At 68.5% G+C, this 21,432-nt stretch carries 21 protein-coding genes; 8 read left to right on the forward strand and 13 right to left on the reverse strand.

The features are described 5' to 3' along the window. Positions 1 to 3 precede the first annotated feature (3 nt). Positions 4 to 1,080, reverse strand: coding sequence for an acyltransferase family protein (locus tag ACE3OU_RS10870; protein ID WP_374241580.1), 1,077 nt, complete (start codon positions 1,078 to 1,080; stop codon positions 4 to 6). A gap of 600 nt (positions 1,081 to 1,680) precedes the next feature. Between ACE3OU_RS10870 and ACE3OU_RS10875 the strand changes: the two genes are divergently transcribed. The 6 genes from ACE3OU_RS10875 to ACE3OU_RS10900 all read left to right on the forward strand — a co-directional run bounded on the left by ACE3OU_RS10875 (position 1,681) and on the right by ACE3OU_RS10900 (position 8,054). Further along, positions 1,681 to 3,039 (forward strand): carbohydrate porin, encoded by a 1,359-nt coding sequence (locus ACE3OU_RS10875; protein WP_374241581.1) that lies wholly within the window; start codon positions 1,681 to 1,683, stop codon positions 3,037 to 3,039. 2 nt (positions 3,040 to 3,041) lie between these two features. Beyond that, positions 3,042 to 3,764 carry an MgtC/SapB family protein gene (locus ACE3OU_RS10880; RefSeq protein WP_374241582.1) on the forward strand — a complete coding sequence of 241 codons (723 nt, stop codon included), beginning with the start codon at positions 3,042 to 3,044 and terminating at the stop codon, positions 3,762 to 3,764. A 261-nt stretch (positions 3,765 to 4,025) separates the two neighbouring features. Continuing rightward, complete coding sequence (locus tag ACE3OU_RS10885; RefSeq protein WP_374241583.1) at positions 4,026 to 4,943, forward strand: DMT family transporter; 918 nt, start codon at positions 4,026 to 4,028, stop codon at positions 4,941 to 4,943. A gap of 36 nt (positions 4,944 to 4,979) precedes the next feature. Next, a complete protein-coding gene (locus tag ACE3OU_RS10890) occupies positions 4,980 to 6,218 on the forward strand; it encodes a benzoate/H(+) symporter BenE family transporter (RefSeq protein ID WP_374241584.1) in 1,239 nt (412 codons plus the stop codon). 20 nt (positions 6,219 to 6,238) lie between these two features. Further along, on the forward strand, positions 6,239 to 6,682 hold the full coding sequence (locus ACE3OU_RS10895) for a universal stress protein (RefSeq protein ID WP_374241585.1): 444 nt from the start codon (positions 6,239 to 6,241) through the stop codon (positions 6,680 to 6,682). A gap of 13 nt (positions 6,683 to 6,695) precedes the next feature. Beyond that, positions 6,696 to 8,054: an MATE family efflux transporter gene (locus ACE3OU_RS10900; RefSeq protein WP_374241586.1), complete on the forward strand. Its 1,359-nt coding sequence runs from the start codon at positions 6,696 to 6,698 to the stop codon at positions 8,052 to 8,054. An 88-nt stretch (positions 8,055 to 8,142) separates the two neighbouring features. On the opposite strand, the gene ACE3OU_RS10905 is transcribed toward ACE3OU_RS10900, so the two are convergent. From ACE3OU_RS10905 to ACE3OU_RS10945, 9 genes are all read right to left on the reverse strand, one after another. Beyond that, on the reverse strand, positions 8,143 to 8,658 hold the full coding sequence (locus ACE3OU_RS10905) for a DUF6306 domain-containing protein (RefSeq protein WP_374241587.1): 516 nt from the start codon (positions 8,656 to 8,658) through the stop codon (positions 8,143 to 8,145). A gap of 15 nt (positions 8,659 to 8,673) precedes the next feature. Continuing rightward, complete coding sequence (locus ACE3OU_RS10910) at positions 8,674 to 9,297, reverse strand: hypothetical protein (protein WP_374241588.1); 624 nt, start codon at positions 9,295 to 9,297, stop codon at positions 8,674 to 8,676. A gap of 139 nt (positions 9,298 to 9,436) precedes the next feature. Then, a complete protein-coding gene (locus ACE3OU_RS10915; RefSeq protein ID WP_374241589.1) occupies positions 9,437 to 10,597 on the reverse strand; it encodes an NnrS family protein in 1,161 nt (386 codons plus the stop codon). Between the two features lie 104 nt (positions 10,598 to 10,701). Next, complete coding sequence (locus tag ACE3OU_RS10920; protein ID WP_374241590.1) at positions 10,702 to 11,214, reverse strand: hypothetical protein; 513 nt, start codon at positions 11,212 to 11,214, stop codon at positions 10,702 to 10,704. A gap of 170 nt (positions 11,215 to 11,384) precedes the next feature. Further along, complete coding sequence (locus ACE3OU_RS10925; protein WP_374241591.1) at positions 11,385 to 13,424, reverse strand: ABC transporter substrate-binding protein; 2,040 nt, start codon at positions 13,422 to 13,424, stop codon at positions 11,385 to 11,387. 462 nt (positions 13,425 to 13,886) lie between these two features. Then, positions 13,887 to 14,177: a DUF167 family protein gene (locus ACE3OU_RS10930; protein WP_374241592.1), complete on the reverse strand. Its 291-nt coding sequence runs from the start codon at positions 14,175 to 14,177 to the stop codon at positions 13,887 to 13,889. Positions 14,178 to 14,179: 2 nt separating this feature from the next. Beyond that, positions 14,180 to 14,752: a YggT family protein gene (locus ACE3OU_RS10935; protein WP_374241593.1), complete on the reverse strand. Its 573-nt coding sequence runs from the start codon at positions 14,750 to 14,752 to the stop codon at positions 14,180 to 14,182. A gap of 14 nt (positions 14,753 to 14,766) precedes the next feature. Continuing rightward, positions 14,767 to 15,579, reverse strand: a complete 813-nt coding sequence (gene proC / locus ACE3OU_RS10940) for a pyrroline-5-carboxylate reductase (protein ID WP_374241594.1) — start codon at positions 15,577 to 15,579, stop codon at positions 14,767 to 14,769. A 117-nt stretch (positions 15,580 to 15,696) separates the two neighbouring features. Further along, positions 15,697 to 16,392, reverse strand: a complete 696-nt coding sequence (locus tag ACE3OU_RS10945; protein ID WP_374241595.1) for a YggS family pyridoxal phosphate-dependent enzyme — start codon at positions 16,390 to 16,392, stop codon at positions 15,697 to 15,699. 106 nt (positions 16,393 to 16,498) lie between these two features. On the opposite strand from ACE3OU_RS10945, the gene ACE3OU_RS10950 reads away from it, so the two are divergent. Next, a complete protein-coding gene (locus ACE3OU_RS10950; RefSeq protein WP_374241596.1) occupies positions 16,499 to 17,542 on the forward strand; it encodes a type IV pilus twitching motility protein PilT in 1,044 nt (347 codons plus the stop codon). Positions 17,543 to 17,604: 62 nt separating this feature from the next. Beyond that, entirely contained in the window at positions 17,605 to 18,741 is a 1,137-nt protein-coding gene (locus tag ACE3OU_RS10955) for a PilT/PilU family type 4a pilus ATPase (RefSeq protein WP_374241597.1), read from the forward strand. A gap of 176 nt (positions 18,742 to 18,917) precedes the next feature. On the opposite strand, the gene ACE3OU_RS10960 is transcribed toward ACE3OU_RS10955, so the two are convergent. From ACE3OU_RS10960 to ACE3OU_RS10970, 3 genes are read right to left on the reverse strand one after another with little or no spacing between them, the layout of a single operon-like run. Continuing rightward, a complete protein-coding gene (locus ACE3OU_RS10960; protein WP_374241598.1) occupies positions 18,918 to 20,084 on the reverse strand; it encodes a class I SAM-dependent RNA methyltransferase in 1,167 nt (388 codons plus the stop codon). A 21-nt stretch (positions 20,085 to 20,105) separates the two neighbouring features. Further along, entirely contained in the window at positions 20,106 to 20,522 is a 417-nt protein-coding gene (locus ACE3OU_RS10965; protein WP_374241599.1) for a CopD family protein, read from the reverse strand. Positions 20,523 to 20,549: 27 nt separating this feature from the next. Then, positions 20,550 to 21,431 carry an NAD(P)H-binding protein gene (locus ACE3OU_RS10970; RefSeq protein ID WP_374241601.1) on the reverse strand — a complete coding sequence of 294 codons (882 nt, stop codon included), beginning with the start codon at positions 21,429 to 21,431 and terminating at the stop codon, positions 20,550 to 20,552. Position 21,432: the final 1 nt, after the last annotated feature.

Here is a 21,432-nt window from a genome sequence, read left to right on the forward strand (position 1 = left end):
GGCTCAGACCACCCAGCGGGCGCCCGCCGCACCCTCCGGCGGCCGGGCCACGAAACCCGGCGCCTGCTCCGGGCCTGAGCGGGCGGCGGGCAGCTTGAGGCGCATGAAGGGTTTCTCGACCGCATACCAGCTGAGGGCGCCGGCCAGGATGGACAGCCCCCCCACCAGGCCCATCATCAGGTACACATCGAGGGTCGGAAAATGCCACAGCAGGATCTTGTTGATCGGCCAGGCATACAGGTAGATGCCGTAGGAGACATCCGGCAGGCGGTTGAACCCGCGCAAGGGGGTGCCGGCATGGGCGTAATGCAGGATCGCGTAGCCCCAGAAGAGGCACAGTCCCGGCTCGGCCAGCGGCCTCGAGAACAGGCAGGCCACAAAGAGCAGCAGCGCCGCCCGAGCCAGCGCGGGCGTCCAGGGCAGCGCATCGCGGTACAGATAAAAGCAGCAGCCCGCCGAGAACGCCATCAGCAGCCGGAGATACAGCTCGCCGGCAAACGACGCCACGCCGGACGCGGCCAGCACATGCAGCAGCGCGCTCGGCGCAAACACCGCCGGCCAGAAGTGCCGCCGACGGAACAGCCCGGCCAGGCCGGCCACCAGCACCAGCATGTAGCACTGGAATTCGTAGGGAATCGACCACACCGCGCCATTGAGGAAGGGGTAGGCCGTACCGGCGAACACCGGCGGGGTCACGACCAGTTCCAGCCGGGCCAGGCCGGCGACGAAGCCGCCCCACCAGAACTGGTGGAAATAATCCGCCCCGCCGTAGAGCGGCCCGACGACGAGCGCGCAGAACAGCGACGCGGCGATGAAGCCGGGATAGATGCGCAGCACCCGGCTCGCGACGAAGCGCCCGACCTGCGGCCGGCTCACCCAGCTCTTGACGATCAGGAAGCCGCTCAGGATGAAGAAGCTGTCGACGGCCAGCTCGCCGAACGAGAGGGTGCCGAACAGCCGGGACAGCCACTCGTTGCTGCGGTCGCCGTCCTGCAACTCGGGGGCGTGAGAGACGATCACCAGCGCCGCAAACACGAAGCGCAGCAGATTGAAATTGTTCCGATGAGCCTTGCATTGCATTTGAATTCCCCGGAAGCATCGATTACAGGGGATTCTATTGCCCGCCCGCACCCATCAATTGTGGCGATTCGTGAAGAAACAAAAAACGACAAAAAGTTTAAAAACCCATTAAATACAATGTGATACACAACATCTTACGTCAGCGCAAGATCCCCCGGAAAGCAGGAAAGCCAGCGCCCGCAATGCCCCTCCCAGCCGGCCACCAAAAAATCCAAAATAAATATTCATTCCATTTTCGGAAAGCCTCCACAGCCACCCCGGGCGCCATGTAACCTGAGGTTCACGTTTGTTTAATATAATCGCGGCCCTGACGCCTCCCGACGCGACTTTACCGGGACACAGAGCCCTGCCACGGCTCGAGCGATGGCCATCCCGGTATGTCACGGCCTTGGGCATATCGGCCGCAAGGAGCATCGTCAGAGCCCCTGCCGGTTTACCGCCGGACAATTCAAAGGGGCCACTCCAGCACCACCGGCTTCCATCGTGTGGGTAAACGGGTCCGCCCGTCGAGTCAGGGCGAGCCCGAAGACTGGCATGCACGCCACAACACTTGAACATGCCCGCCATAGTCCGGCTCCCCGCACAACCCAGAGGTCAACAATGCATTCGGGAATTTCCGGGCACCGTCCTGTCACGTCAACCATCATCCGTTACCTGGCGCAGGTTGTCCTGGCCCTCGGCGCCAGCCATACTGCCCTCGCCGGCGATGACTACGAGGAGTGGACCGCCCGCTTCCAGACAACCTATGTCCGGCAGGTCAAGCCGGCCATGAATGCGGCCTACAGCGGCCCCAACAGCCTGCAGGCCGACAAGGAGTTCAGCTACACCGGGACCGCCACGGCCTATCTGGGCTTCCGCCCGTGGAGGGGGGGCGAGCTTTATCTCAATCCCGAAGTAACCCAAGGGCGCCCGTTCTCCGGCCTCGCAGGCTCCAGCGGTTTCACCAACGGCGAACTGACCCGCACCGCCGGCTCGACGCCCAAGCTCTACCGCCAACGCCTTTTCCTTCGCCAGACCTGGGGACAGGGCGGCGGCAGCGAACAGCTCGAGGCCGATCTCAACCAGATGGCCGGCACTGTTGACAAGAACCGCGTCGTCCTGACCGTGGGCAACTTCTCGAGCCTCGATGTCTTTGACGACAACGCCTACGCGAAGGACCCCCGGGTCCATTTCATGAACGCGGGTTTCATGGCTCCCCTTGCTTACGATTACGCCGCCGATGCCCGTGGCTTCGGCTGGGGCTTTGCCCTCGAATGGTATCGGGACGACTGGGTGCTGCGCCTCGGGCGGATGACCGGCCCGAAAAAGCCGAACATGCTTCCGATCGACTACCAGATCGGCAAGCACTACGGTGACCAAGTGGAACTGGAACACGCCCACGAGCTGTGGGCCCGGCCAGGCCGAGTCCGGCTGCTGGCCTGGCGGAACCGCGCCAACATCGCTTCGTTCAGGAACGCCCTCCACTATCTCAAGGCCAACCCGGATGCCGACCCGCAGACGATTCTCGCGGTCCGCAACGGAGAGAAGATCAAGTATGGCCTGGGCGTGAACATCGAACAGGCCCTCACCGACAACCTGGGCTTCTTCCTGCGCACCATGAAGGCCAACGGGCACACAGAGACCTATGCCTTCACGGAAACCGATGCGTCGATCGGCACCGGTCTTTCCTTGAAAGGGGGCGGTTGGGGGCGTGGCATGGATACGCTGGGTATCGGTTTCCTGCGCAACAGCATCTCCAAGGAGCGGCGTCACTACCTGGAAGCCGGAGGCATCTCGTTCTTCATTGGCGATGGCGCCCTCAACTACCGGCCAGAGCAGATCTTCGAGACCTATTACAGCCTGAAGGCCTGGAAGAATACCTTCGTCACGGCCGACTACCAGCGCATGTGGAACCCGGCTTACAACGCCGACCGCGGACCGGCCAACTTCTATGCGGTGCGTGTCCACGCCGAGTTCTGAGCATGACCCTGCAAGCCATCGAGAACATCAATCTCGCATCCCTGGCGGACTCGCTGCTGAGCCTGGTGGCGGCCTTCATACTGGGCGGTCTGATCGGCTTCGAGCGGCAGTACCGCCAACGCACGGCCGGCCTGCGGACCAATGTGCTGGTTGCCGTCGGGGCTGCGCTTTTCGTGGATATCGCCAACCGGCTCAATGGACACCAGGGGGCCATCAGCGTGATGTCTTACGTCGTGTCGGGCATCGGCTTCCTCGGCGCGGGGGTGATCATGCGCGAAGAAGGCAATGTGCGCGGCCTCAACACCGCCGCCACCCTGTGGGGCTCGGCGGCGGTGGGTGCGGCCGCCGGCGCCGACATGCTGCTGGAGGCGATTCTCGGCGCGAGCTTCGTGCTGGCATCGAACACACTTCTGCGCCCGGTGGTGAACCGCATCAACCGTGAGCCCATCGACACGCAGGCCGTCGAAGTCACCAACACGGTTTACCTCATCGCCCGCCGCGAGCACCAGAAGGAGGCCTTGCGCTTTCTGGAAGAGACACTCGAAGCTGCCAGGCATACGACGCGGGACCTGGTCGTGCACGCGTTTGGCTCCGACGCGGTCGAGATCGAAGCGGTACTGCTGGCTACCGGCGTCGACGGCGCCGAACTCGAGCGCATCACACGAAAACTGGCGGAGCAGGCTTACGTCATCCAGGCCTTCTGGAGCCCCAGCACCACCGAGTGACGCAGCCGCGACCGCTCGCCTCACGGCCTCTCGGCCGAGCCCCTGACCGCCGGCGTTTTGCCCCGCGGGACGTCGCCGCCTAGCCCTCGTTTGGGCAGGGGGCCGGCGACCATTGTTCGTCCAATCAAAACAGTGTTTTCAATCATTCTGGCTTTATTTCCTCACAGGAAACAACCAGAATGCACGCCCTATCGTCCCGAAGAGCCGCCTGCAGCCTGCCGGCGCGGCTTTCGGAGCGGACAACGACTCCACACGAAAACCATGCGTCGTCCCCACTTCAACCCCTATCTGCTGCTGGCCCTGACCTCCCTGTTCTGGGCCGGCAACATGGTGATGAGCCGCGGCCTGCGGGCCGACCTGCCGCCGGTGGCACTGGCCTTCTGGCGCTGGGTCACCGCCTTCTGCTGCGTGCTGCCGCTGGCCCTGCCCCATCTGCGTGCCCAGTGGCCGCTGCTGCGGGCGGCCTGGAAGAAGCTGATCTTTCTCGGCATCTTCGGGGTGGGCTTCTACAACACCTTCTCCTACGTGGCGGTGCAGTACACCACCGCCACCAGCGCGACCCTGCTCAACTCCTTCATCCCGGTGGTGACCAGCGTGCTGGCGCTGGCCTTCTTCGGGCGGCGCCTGTCGCGACCCGAGGTGATCGGCGGGCTGATCTCGCTGGTCGGGGTCGTGCTGCTGATCAGCCGCGGCAGCATCGCCACGCTGCTCGGGCTGGAGCTCAACACCGGCGACCTGTGGATGCTGCTGGCGGTGCTGTCGTGGAGCCTCTACACCGCCTTCCTGCAGTGGCGGCCCCAGGGGGTGCACCCGATGCTGCTGCTGGCGGCCTTCATCGTGGTGGGCCTGGCGGTGATGGCGCCGATGTACGCCTGGGAGCTGTCCACCGGCGCCGCCGTGAACCTGCACGCCGGCTCCCTGGCCGGCATCCTGTACGCGGGCGTGGTGGCGGCCTTCCTGGGCTTCGTGTGCTTCAACGCCGGCGTGGCCCGGGTGGGGCCGGCGGTGGGCTCGCTGTTCATCCACCTGATGCCGGTGTTCGCGTCGATCTTGTCGGCGCTGGTGCTGGGCGAGACACCCGCCTGGTACCACTACGCGGGGATGGCGCTCGTCTTCAGCGGCATCCTGCTGACCACCCGCAAGCCTGCCCATCAGCCGATGCCGGCCCCGGCCCGCTGAGCTTTCCGCATCTCCCCACGCTTCCAAGGACTCACCATGCTCGCTCACCTCGAACGCCCGACCGCCCGGGCTCCCGGCCTGCGGCAGATCTTCGCCGACTTCGGCCTCACCTACTTCGCCAACGGCCTGATCGGCTTCATCTTCTCGGCCACCGGGCCGGTGGCCATCATCCTGTCGGTGGGCACCCGGGGCGGCCTCAGTCAGGCCGAGCTGGCCTCGTGGGTTTTCGGCGTGTTCTTCATCAACGGGCTGATCACCCTGGCCATGAGCTGGCGCTACCAGACCCCCCTGGGCTTTGCGTGGACCATCCCCGGCACGGTGCTGGTGGGGCCGGCGCTGCAGCACCTGAGCTTCGCCGAGGTGATCGGCGCCTTCTATGCCACCAGCGTGCTGATCCTGGTGCTGGGGGCCAGCGGCTGGGTCAAGCGGCTGATGTCGTCGCTGCCGATGCCCATCGTGATGGGCATGGTGGCGGGGGTGTTCCTGCGCTTCGGGCTGGACCTGGTGCGCGCGCTGCACAGCGACGTGGGCATCGCCGGCCCGATGGTGGTGGCCTTTTTGCTGCTGTCGGCGAGCGCCACCTGGGGCAAGCGCATCCCGCCGGTGATCGGCGCGCTGGTGGTGGGCGCCATCGCGATCGGCCTGCTCGGCCGGGTGGACGCCTCGGTGGTGCACAGCTTCGCCTTCGCCGCGCCGGTGGTGCAGGCGCCGGTGTGGTCGGTGGGCGCGCTGGTCGAGCTGGTCGTGCCGCTGGCGATCACCGTGCTGGTGGTGCAGAACGGCCAGGGCGTGGCGGTGCTGAACTCGGTCAAGCACCAGCCGCCGGTCAATACCATCGCCTTCGTGTCGGGCATCGGCGCGGCCCTGAGCGCCACCGTCGGCGCCGTGAGCAGCTGCCTCACCGGCCCCACCAACGCCCTGCTCACCTCCTCGGGCGAGCATCACCGCCAGTACACCGCCGCCCTCACCTTCGGCACCTTCGGCGTGCTGTTCGGGCTGATGGCGCCCACCTTCACCGGGCTGATGCTGGCCGCGCCCAAGGAATACATCATGGTGCTGGGCGGCCTGGCGATGCTGCGCGTGCTGCAGGGCGCCTTCGTGGCATCCTTCGGGGGCGGCAAGTTCACCCTCGGCGCGCTCATCAGCCTGTGCGTCACCGTGGCCGACCTGGGCATCCTCAACATCGGCGCCGCCTTCTGGGGCCTGGTGGCCGGCTTCGGGGTATCGTGGCTGATGGAGAAGCGCGACTTCCAGGCCCTCGCCAACGCCAACTGACCAGCCCAGGGAGGCTCACCATGTTCAAGCACCTGCTCGTCCCCACCGACGGTTCCGACCTCTCCCGGCTCGCCGCCGCGAAGGCGATCGCCTTCGCCGGCGAGACCGGCGCCCGCCTCACCTTCTTCGTCGCGCTGCCGCAGCACCCGGTGTCCTTCCACGAGGGCTACGGCCTCACCGACGCCGGCACCCGGGCGCGCCTGATCGCCACCGCCGAGCAGCAGGGCCGCGCCATCCTCGACCCGCTGGTGGCCGAGGCCACGGCAGCCGGAGTCTCCGCCGAGGCCGCCGCCACGCCCTGCGCGACGGTGCACGACGGCATCATCGCCGCCGCCGCCCACCACGGCTGCGACCTGATCTTCATGGCCTCCCACGGCCGGCGCGGCATCGGCGCGCTGCTGCTGGGCAGCGAGACCCAGAAGGTGCTCACCCACTCCACGATCCCGGTGCTGGTGCACCGTTGACCCGGCCCGCCCCTTGACCGCCCCCCACGCCTCCGCCGGCGCCATCGTGCGCCAGCTCTTCCACCACGCCTGGCCGATCCTGGTCGCGCAGCTACTGTCGATGGCGATGATGATCGCCGACACCCTGATCGCCGGGCGCTACGGCACCCTCGACCTCGCCGGGGTGGCCATCGGCAGCAGCTTCTACATCTCGGTGGTGATGCTGCTGGGGGGCATCCTGCAGGCGGTGGCGCCCACCGTGGCCCACCACGTGGGCGCCGGCCGCACCGGGGAGATCGGCCCCGCGCTGCAACAGGGCTTCTGGCTCGCCGCGATGCTGGCGCTGCCGGGGGTCGCGGTGCTGCTGGCGCCGGGTCCGCTGCTGGCGCTGGCCGAGGTGCCACCGGACGTGGCGGAGCTGGCGTCCCGTTACCTCGCCGCCACCGCCGCGGGCCTGCCGGCGCTGCTCTTCTATCGCAGCTTCTACGCCTTCAACAACGCCGTCGGCCGGCCGCGGGCGCTGATGGCGATCAGCGCCATCGTGACCAGCGTGCATCTGCCGCTGGCCTGGGCGCTCACCAACGGCGCGGCGGGCCTGCCCGAACTGGGCGGCGCCGGCTGCGGCGTATCGACGGCCATCATCAACTGGCTGGCCCTGCTGTGCGGCCTGACCTACCTGGTGCGCAACCGGGCCTACCGGCAGTACCACCTCTTCAGCCGCTGGCGGCCGCCCCACCCGGGCGAACTCGGCAAGCTGCTGCGGCTGGGCCTGCCGATGGGGCTGTCCACCTTCATCGACATCAGCTCCTTCACACTGATCGCGATCCTGGTGGCACGGCTGGGGGTGGAGACCGTCGCCGGCCACCGGGTGATCGCCAACTTCACCGGGGTGATCTACATGCTGCCGCTGGCCCTGTCGATCGCCACGATGGTGCTGGTCGGGCAGGCCGTCGGCGCCAACGACCCGGCCCGGGCCCGGCTCACCGCACGGCTGGGCATGGGCCTCGCCGGCGGGGTGGCGCTGGTGATGGGCATCCTGCTGTGGCTGCTGCGGGAGCCGTTGGTGGGCTTGTCCACCACCGACCCGGCAGTGCAGGGGGTGGCGCTGGGGCTGGTGCTCTACCTGTGCTTCTACCAGGGCTTCGACGGCCTGCAGACGGTGGCCGCCCACGCCCTGCGCGGCTACAAGGTGACGCTGCTGCCGATGGTGCTGCACACCGTCTGCTTCTGGGGCATCGGCCTGTCGGGCGGCTACTGGCTGAGCTTCCACGCCCCGTGGCGCGCCGGCACGCCGTCGGTGGCCGGGTTCTGGGAGGGTTGCGTGGTGGCCACCGTCGCCGCGACGCTGCTCTTCGGCGCCCTGCTCCGCCGGGTCTCGCGGGACAGGCTGTAGCGGGTTCCGGCCCCCGACGCGGCGCCCATCGGAAGCCCCGCGCCGCCGGCCGCCGCGGTGACGGCCCGAGCGCTTCGGGGCGGCCGCATCAATCCGCCGGCAGTTCGCCCAGCGCGGCCTCGCAGGCGGCGATGTTGGCCTGGTGGGAGCGGCGCATCTCCTCCAGCATCGCCCGCGCCTCGGCGTCCTGGACCACAGGCAGCAGCGCCTCGATCCTGCGCACCACCCAGGCCTGGCCCTTGTTCACAAAATGCAGGCGGGCGGCGAGGCCGTCGATGGCCAGAGTCTTGCCGACGAAGGCGCCGGTCTCGTGGGACGCGGCCCCGCCCAGGCGGCGGAGGGTCTGGTAGAGCAGCACGGCGTTGGCGCCCTCGTCCTTCTGCAGCGCCTTGAGCAGCGCGTGGAGCGGCGACGAGACCTCCACGCTGTCGCGCAGCACCGCCAGCACGCGGGCACCGGCCCGCTCGGCCTCCAGCAGGGCGTTGAGCCCGTCCACCACGGCCGGGTCGGGCGCCTCGCCGAAGTAGCCCGGAAACTCGGCCGCGTAACACGGGGGCGAACTGCAGGACGGCGGCGGATTGGAATCGTCGGTGTCGTGGGCCATGGTGTCCTCCGGGGGCTAGGTCGGCTCGGTCGGCGCGGGGCGGACGACGAAGACCGCCGGATCGTCGCCATGCTCCAGCAGCACGCGGCGCACCCGCGCCTGCCACAGCTCGCCAAACTGCCGGGCCTCGGCGGGGCGGGCGTGGCCGCTGAGGCAGGCCTGCATCAGCGGCGCCATCCGGGGGTCGGCGGGCACCTCGCGCAGGTGGGCCACGGCGTCCACGGCGGCGCCGGTGTCGAGGCGGGTGAAGCGCAGGTCGAGGGGCTGGCGGGCGTCGAAATCGAGCAGGCCGCGCCGGTCGAAGCGCCCCGCCAGGCCCTTGAAGCCGGTGTCGGTGGTAGCGCCGGTGAGCAGGCTGACCACGTTGGCGATCACGCCGGTGACACCCGCCGTGCGGGACTCGCGGAAGGCCACCCTGACCCCGCCCCGCTCCGGCAGCGCCTCGCCGTACAGGGCGCGCAGGGCCTGGTGGGTCAGCCAGTAGGCGCCGGCGACGGTGGGGCAGGAGTGGCCGGCGAGGCGCACCGCGTCGGGATAGGCGTATTCGATGATGCCGCCGTCGCAGGCCCCGAGAAAGTCTGCCAGCGGATCGTGCAGGCGGATGCGCGGCACGGCATCGAAGAAATCCGGGTAGCGCATCGCGCCTCCTTGCATCGGAAAACCCCAGCTTGGCAACGCGCCGCTTGGCCCGCCTTGATCCGGAACAGGTGGCCGCGCAAACATTGAAGCGACCACCGGATGGGCCCGCCGGAGCGCGCCCGGCACGATGCCGGAAGGCTCAATGCACCTTGCCGTCGATGCGCGGCGCGGTGAGGCGCGGCAGCAGGCGCAGGCCGAGGATGCCGAAGGCCAGCAGCCACGCCCCCGCCGACAGGTGGATCCAGCGCCCATAGGCGGCCGGCAGCAGCTGGGGCAGCACGATGCGGGCCACCAGCCCCGCCAGCATGATCCACAACACCAGCTTGTCGGCGCTGTCGAACACCACCTTGCGGCCGGTGTGACCCTTGGAGATGCGCACGAACATCGCCGGGATGATCAGCCCCATCACGCCGAAGGTGAACAGATGCACCGACACGCTGCCGACCCAGGCCGGCGCGGCGAGCAGACCGGCGGCCTCGACGAGGAGCTGGGCAAGGATGGCGAGATAGCCGAGAAACATCACCGCCAGGTCGATGCGGGTGAAGCCCAGGCCCGGCCGCCAGCCCACAAAGCGCACGGCCAGCAGCAGCGCCAGCAGGCCGAGGAGCACCGCCGCCAGCGGCACCGGCAGCCAGGCCTGGAACACCAGCGCCAGCCCGAGCAGCTTGATGGCACCGTCGAGCCGCCGGTCACGCAGCAGCTCCACCTGGAACAGGCCCTTCATGAACTGGGTCAGGGTGCGCTCCAGCATCACCAGGAAGGCCATCCGGTAGAGGCCAATGGCCATCGTCACCCCGGCGTGGAAATGCGCCTCGTCCAGCACCAGCAGCTTGGCCGCGACAAAGGCCGGCAGTACGACGTAAAAGAAAGGGTTGTCGGCGAAGCTGTCCTGCCGGCGATGGCGCAGCAGCGTCCACAGCAGCATCGCCACGATGGCGGCGAGGAACAGCAGGTTGGAGAGCCGGAACAGCAGCGGCGGCCAGCCGGCGCCGAAGGCCATGCCCACCCGCTCGAACAGCCAGGCCGCCACCAGCCCGATCAGCGGCAGCCCGTGCCAGCCGCGCACCTGCACCCAGTTCTTGGTGGCGGTGAGCAGGAAGCCTCCCATCACCGCCCAGCCAAAGCCGAAGAACATCTCGTGGGCGTGCCACTGGAGGGCGCTCACCGGGCTGGCCGGCGGCGGCAACGCGCCGGTGAACATCAGCGCCCACAGCAGCGGAAAAGCCAGCCCGGCGAGGCAGGCGAGCAGAAAGAAGGGACGGAAGCCGACGAGCCAGAGGGGATGGGCGGAGGGGTTCATGGGTGGGCCGGAGCAGTGCCATCGAGACCACCGAACCCTACGCCGCCCGGTCGCCCCCCGCCTTGACCCGGAACAGGTTACCCGGGCCACCCGGGCACGACCGGTCAGTGGCCGTGACCGTGCCCATGGCCATGGCCCCGCTCGCCCCAGCCGCGCCCCTCGCCCCGGCCCTCGTCGTGACGCTCCCGGCGGCCCTCGCCGCGGCGATCGGAGTAATCGGGTCGACCGTCGTCGTAACCGTAGGCCCGCGGCGGCGGGGCATCGACGTACTGGTAGCCGTGGTGCTCCCGGTAGCGGGGCGCGTAAACATCGCGATACCAGCCGTCCTGGACGAAATAGACCGGATAGCCGCAGGCGTTGTAGCGCCCGCAGTAGCGGCTCCATTTGCGGGCATGGCCGGGCGGCACGCGCAGGTACAGGGGCTCGCGGACCACACGGACCGGCGCCGGCTGGATCACCACGGGCTGCGGATACATCACCATCGGGCGGGGAAAGCCGCCGATATCGAGGCGGCCGTAAAAATTGGGGTCGCCGATGCTGATCGACACGCCCACGTCGGCGGCCAGCGCGCCGTGGGCGAGGGTCGCCAGCGCGACGGCGGACAAAATTCGCTTCATCGTGAAATCTCCGTTTTGAACCGGCGAGCGGCCCGCCCATCCTGTGCCACCCTGGTTGCGGCCCACCGCGACAGGCGACACGCCCCGGTTGCGGCAACTCTAGCCGGGCGGCACGGCGCGGGCTGTAAGCGACTGTAAGCACATGCTGCGGAGCCCCGGCGGCGCGGAGGTCAGGCCACCAGCGAGAAGACGGTCACCCGGTCGCGCCCCCGATGCTTGGCCACATACATGGCGGCATCGGCGTGCACCATCAGCGCGGCGGCGTCGGCGCCGTGGTCGGGATACAGCGCGATGCCGATGCTCGACGAGACCTCGAGCCACAGGTCGGCCAGATGGAAGGGTTCGGCGAGGGCCGCGCGGATCTTCTCGGCGACGATCTCGGCGTCGGGAAGGGTGTCGATGAGGGGCAGCAGCACGACGAACTCGTCGCCGCCGATGCGCCCCACGGTATCCGACTCGCGCACGCAGCCGCGCATGCGGATCGCCACCTCCCGCAGCAGCAGGTCGCCCACCGCGTGGCCATGGGCGTCGTTCACCGGCTTGAAGCGGTCGAGATCGATGTACAGCAGGCCGACCCGGCGGCCATTGCGCCGCGCCGCGGCGATGGCCTGGCGAAGGCGGTCGGTGAGCACCGCGCGGTTGGGCAGCTCGGTGAGCGGGTCGTGCTGGGCCATGTAGGCGATGCGCGCCTGGGTGGCCCGACGCTCGGAGATGTCGCGGGCCACGCCGTGCAGCTCGACCACGCCGGTGCGGGGATTGCGGCAGCAGGTGCTCAGGACCTCCACCCACACGCCGCCGCCATGCTTGCACGGCAGGTGCAGCTCGTCGGTGCGGAAGGCGGGCGTGCCGGGCGACAGCGACAGGAAGGTATCGACGCCCTTGCGGATGAGTCCCTTCACGTCGTCGATCACGGCGGGGTCGACGGCGGCCAGCAGGGAGGTGCCGACCAGCTCGGCCGGCGTGTAGCCCAGGAGCCGCTCGACCGACGGGCTCACGTAGCGGAAGCACAGGGTTTCGGCGTCGGCGGTCCACACCACGTCGAGCATGGTTTCGGTGAGGAGGCGGTATTTTTCTTCGCCGGCCTGCAGCTCGGCCACCGCCCGCTCCCCGTCGGCCATGCTGCGCTTGAGACGGCGGTTGATGCGATGGACGTAGATCGCCACCGCGCTCATCAACGCGGTGATCGCCAGCGTGAAGCCCAGGTAGGTGCGCAGCCCCTCCATGTCGGCCCCGGTGGCGGAGGCATACAGGAAACCGTCGAGATCGAACTCCGGCGGCAGCATGCCGATGCCCGCGTAGGTCTCGGCGATGTGCCGCCAGCGCCCGGCGCTCATGTAGCCGATCTCCACCACGTCGGCGCGGATCAGCGACTGCATCTGGCGGGCGGCGAAGAGCTGGAAGTCGAGGGGCTGCGCCGGGGCGTAGCGATCACGGATCAGCGCGGCGATCTCGCCGGGGTAGGCCATGGCGTATTCCCAGCCCCGCAGGCTGGCCTCGCGGAAGGCCTTGACCAGCTCGGGACGGGACTTCAGCAAGGCCTCGGAGGTGAACAGATTGTCACCGTAGAAGTCGATGCCCATCGAGCGCGGGGTGAAGATCTGGTAATCGAACCCTTCCCTGTCGAGGAAATACGGCTCGTAGGACAGGTACGCCGACATGGCGTCCACCTTGCCGTTGATGAGGTCGCGGGGGTCGAAGGAGTGCTCGACCACCCGCAGGGCGTCGTCGGCGAGGCCCTCGCGACGCAGGTATGCGGTGAGCTCGTCCATCCCGGGCTCGATCATCACCCGCCGGCCGGCCAGGTCATGGATGGATTGGGTCGCCGACTCCCGCCGGGCGATGAACGCCGCCGGCGAATGCTGGAAGATCGTGGCCACCACCACCACCGGCCGCCCGGCATGGCGGTGGAGCAGCAACGAGCTCGTGCCGACGCCGAAATCCGCCTGCCCCGAGACCACCTGCGCCGGCACGTCCAGCCCCGGCTGGGCCTCCTTCAGGCGCACCTCGAGCCCGGCCTCCCGGTAGTACCCCTTCTCGAGGGCGGCGTAGTAGCCGGCGAACTGGAAGTTGTGGGTCCACTTGAGCTGCAGTGTGACCGGCGTCGCCGCCAGAGCGGGAGAAAGCCCGAAGGCCAGCAGCACCCCGCCGCCTAGCGCGCGCGACGCCCGGCCGGACAGCCAACAAGCCATGAACCACAGAAGTGAGGGCATCGCAGGACAGCGGAATCGGATTCATGCAGTTTAACGGCTGACAGCATCGCAAATTAATACCTTCATCATCAACATCCACCGCTGTCATAAATGTTGTCAATGACCTTCGCGCCCCGGGGGTGACGCACACCTCGACGCGGCAATGCGGCCCCGCGCCTGCCTACCGGCAAGCAGCGGCACCTTGGCCAGCGCCATCCAGGGAACATGCGACCCGGGCCGTTCTTCAACGATAGATCAGCCCACCCCCTATGCAAGGACTGGCCCGGCGGGCACAAAGGGGCTGATGACCGCGGGCAGCGCCGTGGCGAATGGAGGGAAGCAGAGAAGAAAAAAGGAGACGATACGCCGCATGGACCGGCCGGGGTGGCCGACAACGTCCGACCATGCGGGGTGATGCCCGCCGCGCGGCGCCCTCCCCCGCCCGCCCCGGGAAAAGTCAGGGCAGGCAGGTTGAGGGCAGCCTCAAAGTCCGGCGAGCGCGGCCACCCGGGCCGGATCGGCGCCGCTGATGCAGACCCGCTTGGCGCGGGAGGTCTCGCCGCTGAGCAGCCCGACCGCCGACCGGGGCACCCCGCAAGCCTTGGCGAGGAAGCCGAGGAGTTCGGCGTTGGCCTTGCCGTCCACCGGCGGCGCAGCGAGGCGGATCTTGAGGGCCTCGCCATGCAGCCCGGCAATGCCGGACCTCCTGGCGCCGGGCTGGATGTGCAGGGTGAGGATCAGGCTGCCGTCGGCAGCCTGGACACACCAGGTCATGCTCAGGCCACGCCGATCAGCATGAGCTTGACCATCGCCAGCGCGCTCAGGGCCACCTGCAGCAGCAGAAACAGCGCGATGGGGCTCAGATCGACCCCGCCGATCAGCGGGATGATGCGCCGGAACGGGCGCAGGAAAGGCTCGGAGAGGGCGTTGATGACGCCCGCCATCGGCGCATAGGGATTGACCCATGACAGGATCGCCGACATCAGCACCACGCCCATCAGCAGGTACAGCGCCACCCGGAGCGTCTCCAGCAAGCCCACGCCCCACATCACGGCCAGCAGGCCGAACGGGTTGGCCGCGCCGATGCGGCCCATCAGGCCCAGCACCACGAACATCACCAGCACCTGCACCACCCAGGCCGGCAGCAGGCTGGCCAGGTCCAGCCCGCCAAGGCCGGGGATGAAGCGCCGCAGGGGCAGCACCAGCCAGTCGGTGGTGGCCACGACGAACTGGCCGATCGGGTTACGGAACGACACCCGCTGCCACTGCATGATGAAGCGCGCCAGCAGCACGCCGGTCAACAGGCTGCCGAGGGTTTCGATGACGGTGAGCAGAAGACTTGCCAGCATGACGCCTCCCCCGCTCAGTCGCGGCCGAGCTCGTCGCCGAGTTCGCGGCCGCGGGTTTCCGCCGCCACCACGGCCCGCCGGATCACGTCCGGGAAGCCGTCTGCGGCCATCGAGGCCAGCGCCGCGGCGGTCGTGCCGCCCTTGGAGGTCACGCGCTCGCGCAGCACGGCGGGCGACTCGGGGCTGCCGGCGGCCAGCCGGGCCGCGCCGAGCACGGTGTCGATGGCCAGCTTGCGGGCGGTATCGGCGTCGAAGCCGAGGGCCTCGCCGGAGGCCTGCAGGCATTCGATGAAGTGGAACACGTAGGCCGGCCCGCTGCCCGAGATGGCCGTGACGCCGTCGATCTGCGCCTCGTCGGCCACCCACACGGTGGAGCCCACCGCCGCCAGCACCTGCTCGGCGGCGGCCCGCCCGGCAGCGCTCACCGAAGCGTCGGCGAACAGGCCGGTGATGCCGGCGCCGATCAGCGCCGGGGTGTTGGGCATGCAGCGCACCAGGTTGCCGTGGCCGCCCAGCCAGCGCCCGATGTCGGCCAGACGCAGGCCGGCGGCGATGCTCACCACCAGCTGGCGGTCGAGCCGGCCGGCGATCGGCGCCACCGCGGCGCGGAGCTGCTGGGGCTTGACCGCCAGCACCAGCACGTCGCAGGCCAGCGCCTGGTCGTCGATGGATTCCACGGCGCGCACGCCGAAGTCGGCGGCGAGGCGGGCCCGGCCTTCGCCGGAGAGCTCGACCACCTGCACGTCCGCCGCCTGGAAGCCGCGCTTGAGGAGACCGCCGATCAGGGCCGCGGCCATGTTGCCGCCGCCGAGGAAGGTAATTTTCATTGCCGTCTTTCCGTCAGTAGGAATCGAAAAAATGCAGGCCACCGGAGCTGATCGGGGCGCCTGCCGGGAATACATGCGACGCCGGCGGGTTGCCAGACCACGCCATGCCGCCGGGTTTCAGGATCGCGAACCGAAGATCGCCGTGCCGACGCGGACCATCGTGGAACCCTCGGCGATCGCCGCCTCGAGATCGTCGGACATGCCCATCGACAGGGTGTCGAGGGCGAGGCCCTCGGCGTTGAGCCGGTCGCACAAGGCGCGCAGGGCCGCAAAGCGCGCCCGCTGCAGGGCCACGTCGGAGGTCGGCTCGGGGATCGCCATCAGGCCGCGCAGGCGCAGCCGCGGCAGGGCCGCCACCGCGTGGGCCAGCGCCGGCAGCTCATCGGGGGCCACGCCGCTCTTGCTCGCCTCGCCGCTCACATTGACCTGGATGCACACCGCGAGGGGCGGCAGATGCACGTCCCGCTGGGCCGACAGGCGCTCGGCGATCTTCAGGCGGTCGATGGAATGCACCCACGCGAAGCGGTTGGCCACCTGGCGCGTCTTGTTGCTCTGGAGGGGGCCGATGAAATGCCATTCGAGACCCAGCCCGGCCAGCGCGTCGACCTTCTCGGCGCCCTCCTGCACGTAGTTCTCGCCGAAGGCGCGCTGCCCGGCGGCGGCGGCCTCGCGCACGCAGTCGGCCGGCCAGGTCTTGCTGACGGCCAGCAGGCGTACGTCGGCGGCATCCCGCCCGGCCGCCTCGGCGGCCCGCGCAATGCGAATGACAAGGTTTTGGAGGCGGGCGGAAAGCCCTGACTTATAATCTTGCAAAGCTAAAGTTTCGGAAGCCCGGGGCCGTCGAGTATAGCACCGGCCCGAAGCCCGGATTTCTTGCCCGGGCTCGCCCCTCCACCCTCAAAAGCGACGAGTCACCACCATGGACATCACCGAACTGCTCGCCTTCACCGTCAAGAACAAGGCCTCCGACCTGCACATCTCCTCCGGTCTCCCGCCGATGATCCGCGTCCACGGCGACGTGCGCCGGATCAACCTGCCGGCGCTCACCCACAAGGACGTGCACGGCATGGTGTATGACATCATGAACGACGCCCAGCGCAAGCAGTACGAGGAGTTCCTCGAGACCGACTTCTCCTTCGAGATCCCCAACCTGGCCCGCTTCCGGGTCAATGCCTTCAACCAGAACCGCGGCGCGGCGGCGGTGTTCCGGGTGATTCCGTCCAAGGTGCTGACCCTCGAGGAGCTCAACTGCCCGAAGATCTTCAAGGAGATCGCCAACCAGCCCCGCGGCATCGTGCTGGTCACCGGCCCCACCGGCTCGGGCAAGTCCACCACGCTGGCGGCGATGGTCGACTACGTCAACGAAAACGAATACGGCCACATCCTCACCATCGAGGACCCGATCGAATTCGTGCACGACGCCAAGCGCTGCCTGATCAACCAGCGGGAGGTCGCCCGCGACACCCAGTCCTTCAACGCCGCGCTGCGCTCGGCCCTGCGGGAAGACCCGGACGTGATCCTGGTCGGCGAGCTGCGCGACCTCGAAACCATCCGCCTCGCCCTCACCGCCGCCGAGACCGGCCACCTGGTGTTCGGCACCCTGCACACCTCCTCCGCCGCCAAGACGGTCGACCGTATCGTCGACGTCTTCCCGGCCGCCGAAAAGGACATGGTGCGGGCCATGATGTCCGAATCCCTGCGGGCGGTGATCTCCCAGACCCTGCTCAAGACCAAGGACGGCGCCGGCCGCGTGGCCGCCCACGAGATCATGATCGGCACCCCGGCCATCCGCAACCTGATCCGCGAGAACAAGGTGGCCCAGATGTACTCGGCCATCCAGACCGGCCAGGGCGTCGGCATGCAGACCCTCGACCAGTGCCTGGCCGATCTGGTGCGGCGCAACATCGTTTCCGGGGCGGAAGCCCGGCTTCGTGCCGCCAACAAGGACAACTTCACGGCCTGACCGGCACTTTATCCCGGACAATTACCGACTGACGCCGGCCCGCCCGGCAACTGGAACACACCATGGAACGCGACCAGGCACTCAAGTTCATGAACGACCTGCTGAAGCTGATGCTCCAGAAGAACGGGTCCGATCTTTTCATCACCGCCAACTTTCCGCCGGCCATCAAGATCGACGGCAAGATCGTGCCTCAGTCGAACCAGCAGCTCACCCACACCCACACCGCCGAGCTGGCGCGGGTGATCATGAGCGACCGCCAGGCCCAGGAGTTCGAGGCCACCAAGGAGTGCAACTTCGCGATCTCGCCGGCGGGCATCGGGCGCTTCCGGGCCAACGCCTTCATCCAGCAGGGGCAGGTCGGCCTCGTGCTGCGGACCATTCCCCAGCGTATCCCCAACTTCGACGAGCTCGGCCTGCCGCCGGTGCTCAAGGAGATCGCCATGTCCAAGCGCGGGCTGGTGATCTTCGTCGGCGGCACCGGCACCGGCAAGACCACCTCGCTGGCGGCAATGGTGGACTACCGCAACGAGAAGAGCTTCGGGCACATCATCACCATCGAAGACCCGATCGAGTTCGTCCACGCCCATAAAAACTGCATCGTCACCCAGCGCGAGGTCGGCATCGACACCGACTCCTGGGAGCCGGCTCTCAAGAACACCCTGCGCCAGGCCCCCGACGTGATCCTGATGGGCGAGATCCGCGACCGCGAGACGATGGACTACGCCATCGCCTTCGCCGAAACCGGCCACCTGTGCCTGGCCACCCTCCACGCCAACAGCGCCAACCAGGCCATCGACCGGATCATCAACTTCTTCCCCGAAGAGCGCCGCCAGCAGCTCTTGATGGACCTCTCCCTCAACCTGCGCGCGCTGATCTCCCAGCGCCTGCTGCCGATGTGCGACCGCAAGGGCCGCGTGCCGGCGGTCGAGGTGATGCTCAACTCGCCGCTGATCTCCGACCTCATCTTCAAGGGCGAGATCCCGGGCATCAAGGACGTCATGAAGCGCTCCAGCGAGCTCGGCATGCAGACCTTCGACCAGAGCCTGTTCGACCTCTACGAGCGCAACCTCATCACCTACGAAGACGCCCTGCGCAACGCCGACTCCATGAACGACCTGCGCCTGCAGATCAAGCTCAAGAGCCGCCGCGGCGACCGGGGCGACATGATGTCCGGCATCCAGAACCTCGACATCGTGTGAATGGGCGCATAAAGCGACCGCGCGCTCCGATCCTGCGACTGCGATGCGCGCCGTACGCATGTACGGCCGTGCTTCTCGTTGCGACCTCGAGCCGCTCGCTACGCTTTCTGGGCGCCTTTTTCCGCGGGAGACGGATGCCTGGCGGCAAGGGTGCCGCCAGCGTCAGCTGAAGTTTTTTAGTCTGCAGCTTTGTCGGCCGGTTTGGGCTTCCGGGCCGAGCCGGCGATCATCTGGTACTCGAACAGCCGGCATTCGATGGCGCCGTTGAAGAGCGGCGTGCGCTTGCTGGCCTTGAGGCGGACACCCTTGGGCAGGGCCGGGTCGCCGGTGAAGAAGTAGCAGCGCCAGCCGGCCCAGTGGGCCTTGAGGGCGTCGCCCAGCTTCGGGTAGAAGGCCTCCAGCTCGGCGGTGTCCGACAGGCGCACGCCGTAGGGCGGGTTGGCCACCAGCACGCCGGCCGGCGCCGGGGCCACGAGGTCGAGCAGGTCGGCCCGCGTCACCTCCACACACCCTTCCAGGCCCGCGCTGCGCAGGTTAACGAAGGCCTTGCGCTGCTGGGATTCGAGGATGTCCGAGCCGTAGATCGCCAGCTTGCGCGGCGGCTGGCGGCGGGCCTCGGCGGCCTGGCGGATCGGCAGCCAGGTGTCGCGCTCGTAGTGCCTGAAACGCTCGAACGCGAAATGCCGGCCCAGGCCCGGCGCCACGTCGAGGGCCATCTGGGCCGCCTCGATCAGGAAGGTGCCGCTGCCGCACATCGGGTCGCACAGGGCCTCCTCGCCCGGCTTCCAGCCGGTGAGCCTGAGGATGCCGGCGGCCAGGTTCTCCTTGAGCGGAGCCTCCACCGCGGCCTGCTTGAAGCCGCGCTTGTAGAGCGGGTCGCCCGAGGTGTCGAGGTAGAGCGTGACCGTGTCGGCCGACAGGAACGCATGGATGCGCATGTCCGGCGCCTGGGTGTCGACGCTCGGCCGCTTGCCCGCCACGGTGCGGAAGTGGTCGCACACGGCGTCCTTGATCTTCAGCGTGACGAACTCCAGGCTGCGCAGCGGCGACTTGTGGGCGGTGACGAAGACGCGGATGGTCTGCTCGGGCGTGAACCAGCGGGCCCAGGTGGGCGCGTAGGCGATCCGGTAGACATCCTCCTCGCTGCGGTAGCGGCCCAGCGTGATCTGCCACAGCACGCGGGTGGCGATGCGGCTCTCGAGGTTGGCGCGGTAGCACAGGGCCCAGTCGCCGGCAAACTGCACGCCGCCGGGCACGGCTTTCGGGTCGGTGGCACCGAGGGCGGCGAGTTCGTCGGCGAGGAGCGGCTCGAGGCCGCGGGGGCATGGGGCAAAGAAGTTCAAGACGGGAATCCAGTAGAAAGATCAGAAGGGCTTCAGAACGACCAGGAACACGCAGGCAAACAGCACCAGCACCGGGATCTCGTTGAAGAAGCGGTACCACACGTGGCTGCGGGTATTGCGGCCTTCGGCGAAGGCGCGCATCAGGCGGCCGCAATACAGGTGATAGACGATCAGGAAGGTCACCAGCGCGGTCTTCAGGTGCAGCCAGCCACCGGAAAAACCAAAGCCGAACCACAGCCACATGCCCAGCCCCACAGCCAGGATGCCCAGCGGGGTCATGAAGCGATACAGCTTGTTCTCCATCATCGCGAGGCGGTCGAGGGTGGCCTTGTCGGTGACCATCGCGTGGTTCACGAACAGCCGCGGCAGGTAGAACAGGCCGGCGAACCAGCTGGTGACGAGGATGATGTGCAGGGCCTTGATGCTCAGATACAACATGGGGCGGACTCTCTATTCAATGGGGGTTCAGGAAACACGCCCGCCCCGCGCCCGCAGCGCGTCGGCGACCGTGGGGAAGCGCAGGCCGGCCCGCAGCTCGCGCTTGATGCGCGCGTTGCCGATGCGGCGGGACTCGGACATGAAAGACAAAGTCATCGGTGACACCCGGCTCGCCAGCTCGTCCCGCGACAGGCGGGGCGGACGCGGCAGGCCGCAGGCATCGGCGACGAGGTCGAAATAATCGCCCATCCGGAGCTGGCTGTCGTCACAGGCGTTGTAGGCCCGCCCGGGCTTGCCGCGGAAGAGGCTCAGGGCCAGCAGCCAGGCCAGGTCGTCGGCGTGGATGTGGTTGGTGAACACGTCGTCGTCGGCTTGCAGCACCGGATCGCCCTTCTCCAGGCGGGCCAGCGGCAGGCGCGCATCCGAGTCGTAGATCCCCGGCGCCCGCAGCAGGCTCACCCGGCAGCCGGTGCGCCGCCCGAAGCCCCGCAGCAGCCCCTCGGCCGCCACGCGCCGCGCCCCCCGGGCGGAGGTCGGACGCGGCGGCCGGGTTTCGTCCAGCCAGTCGCCGCCGCAGTCGCCATAGACGCCGGTGGTACTTATATAGACTAGCCGTCGTGGTAGACTCCCGCGATGCTGCAGCGCCGCCAGCAGCCGGCCGGTGCGGGGGTCGCCCTGCCCCGTGGCGGGCGGTGGCGCGCAGTGCAGCACGTAGTCGGCAATGCCGGCGAGCCGCCCCAGCGAGCTGGGCTGATCGAGGTCCGCAACCAGGGCCCGGGCGCCCAGCGCCCGCAGCGCAGCGCGCTCCTCGGGGCGACGGACCACGGCGCAGACCCGGAAGCGGCGGGCGAGCCACGGAATGATCCGGCGGGCCACGTCGCCGCTGCCGACGATGAGCACCTGTTTCATT

The sequence above is a fragment of the Zoogloea sp. genome (genome assembly GCF_041908905.1).
In the GTDB taxonomy this organism is placed as follows: domain Bacteria; phylum Pseudomonadota; class Gammaproteobacteria; order Burkholderiales; family Rhodocyclaceae; genus Zoogloea.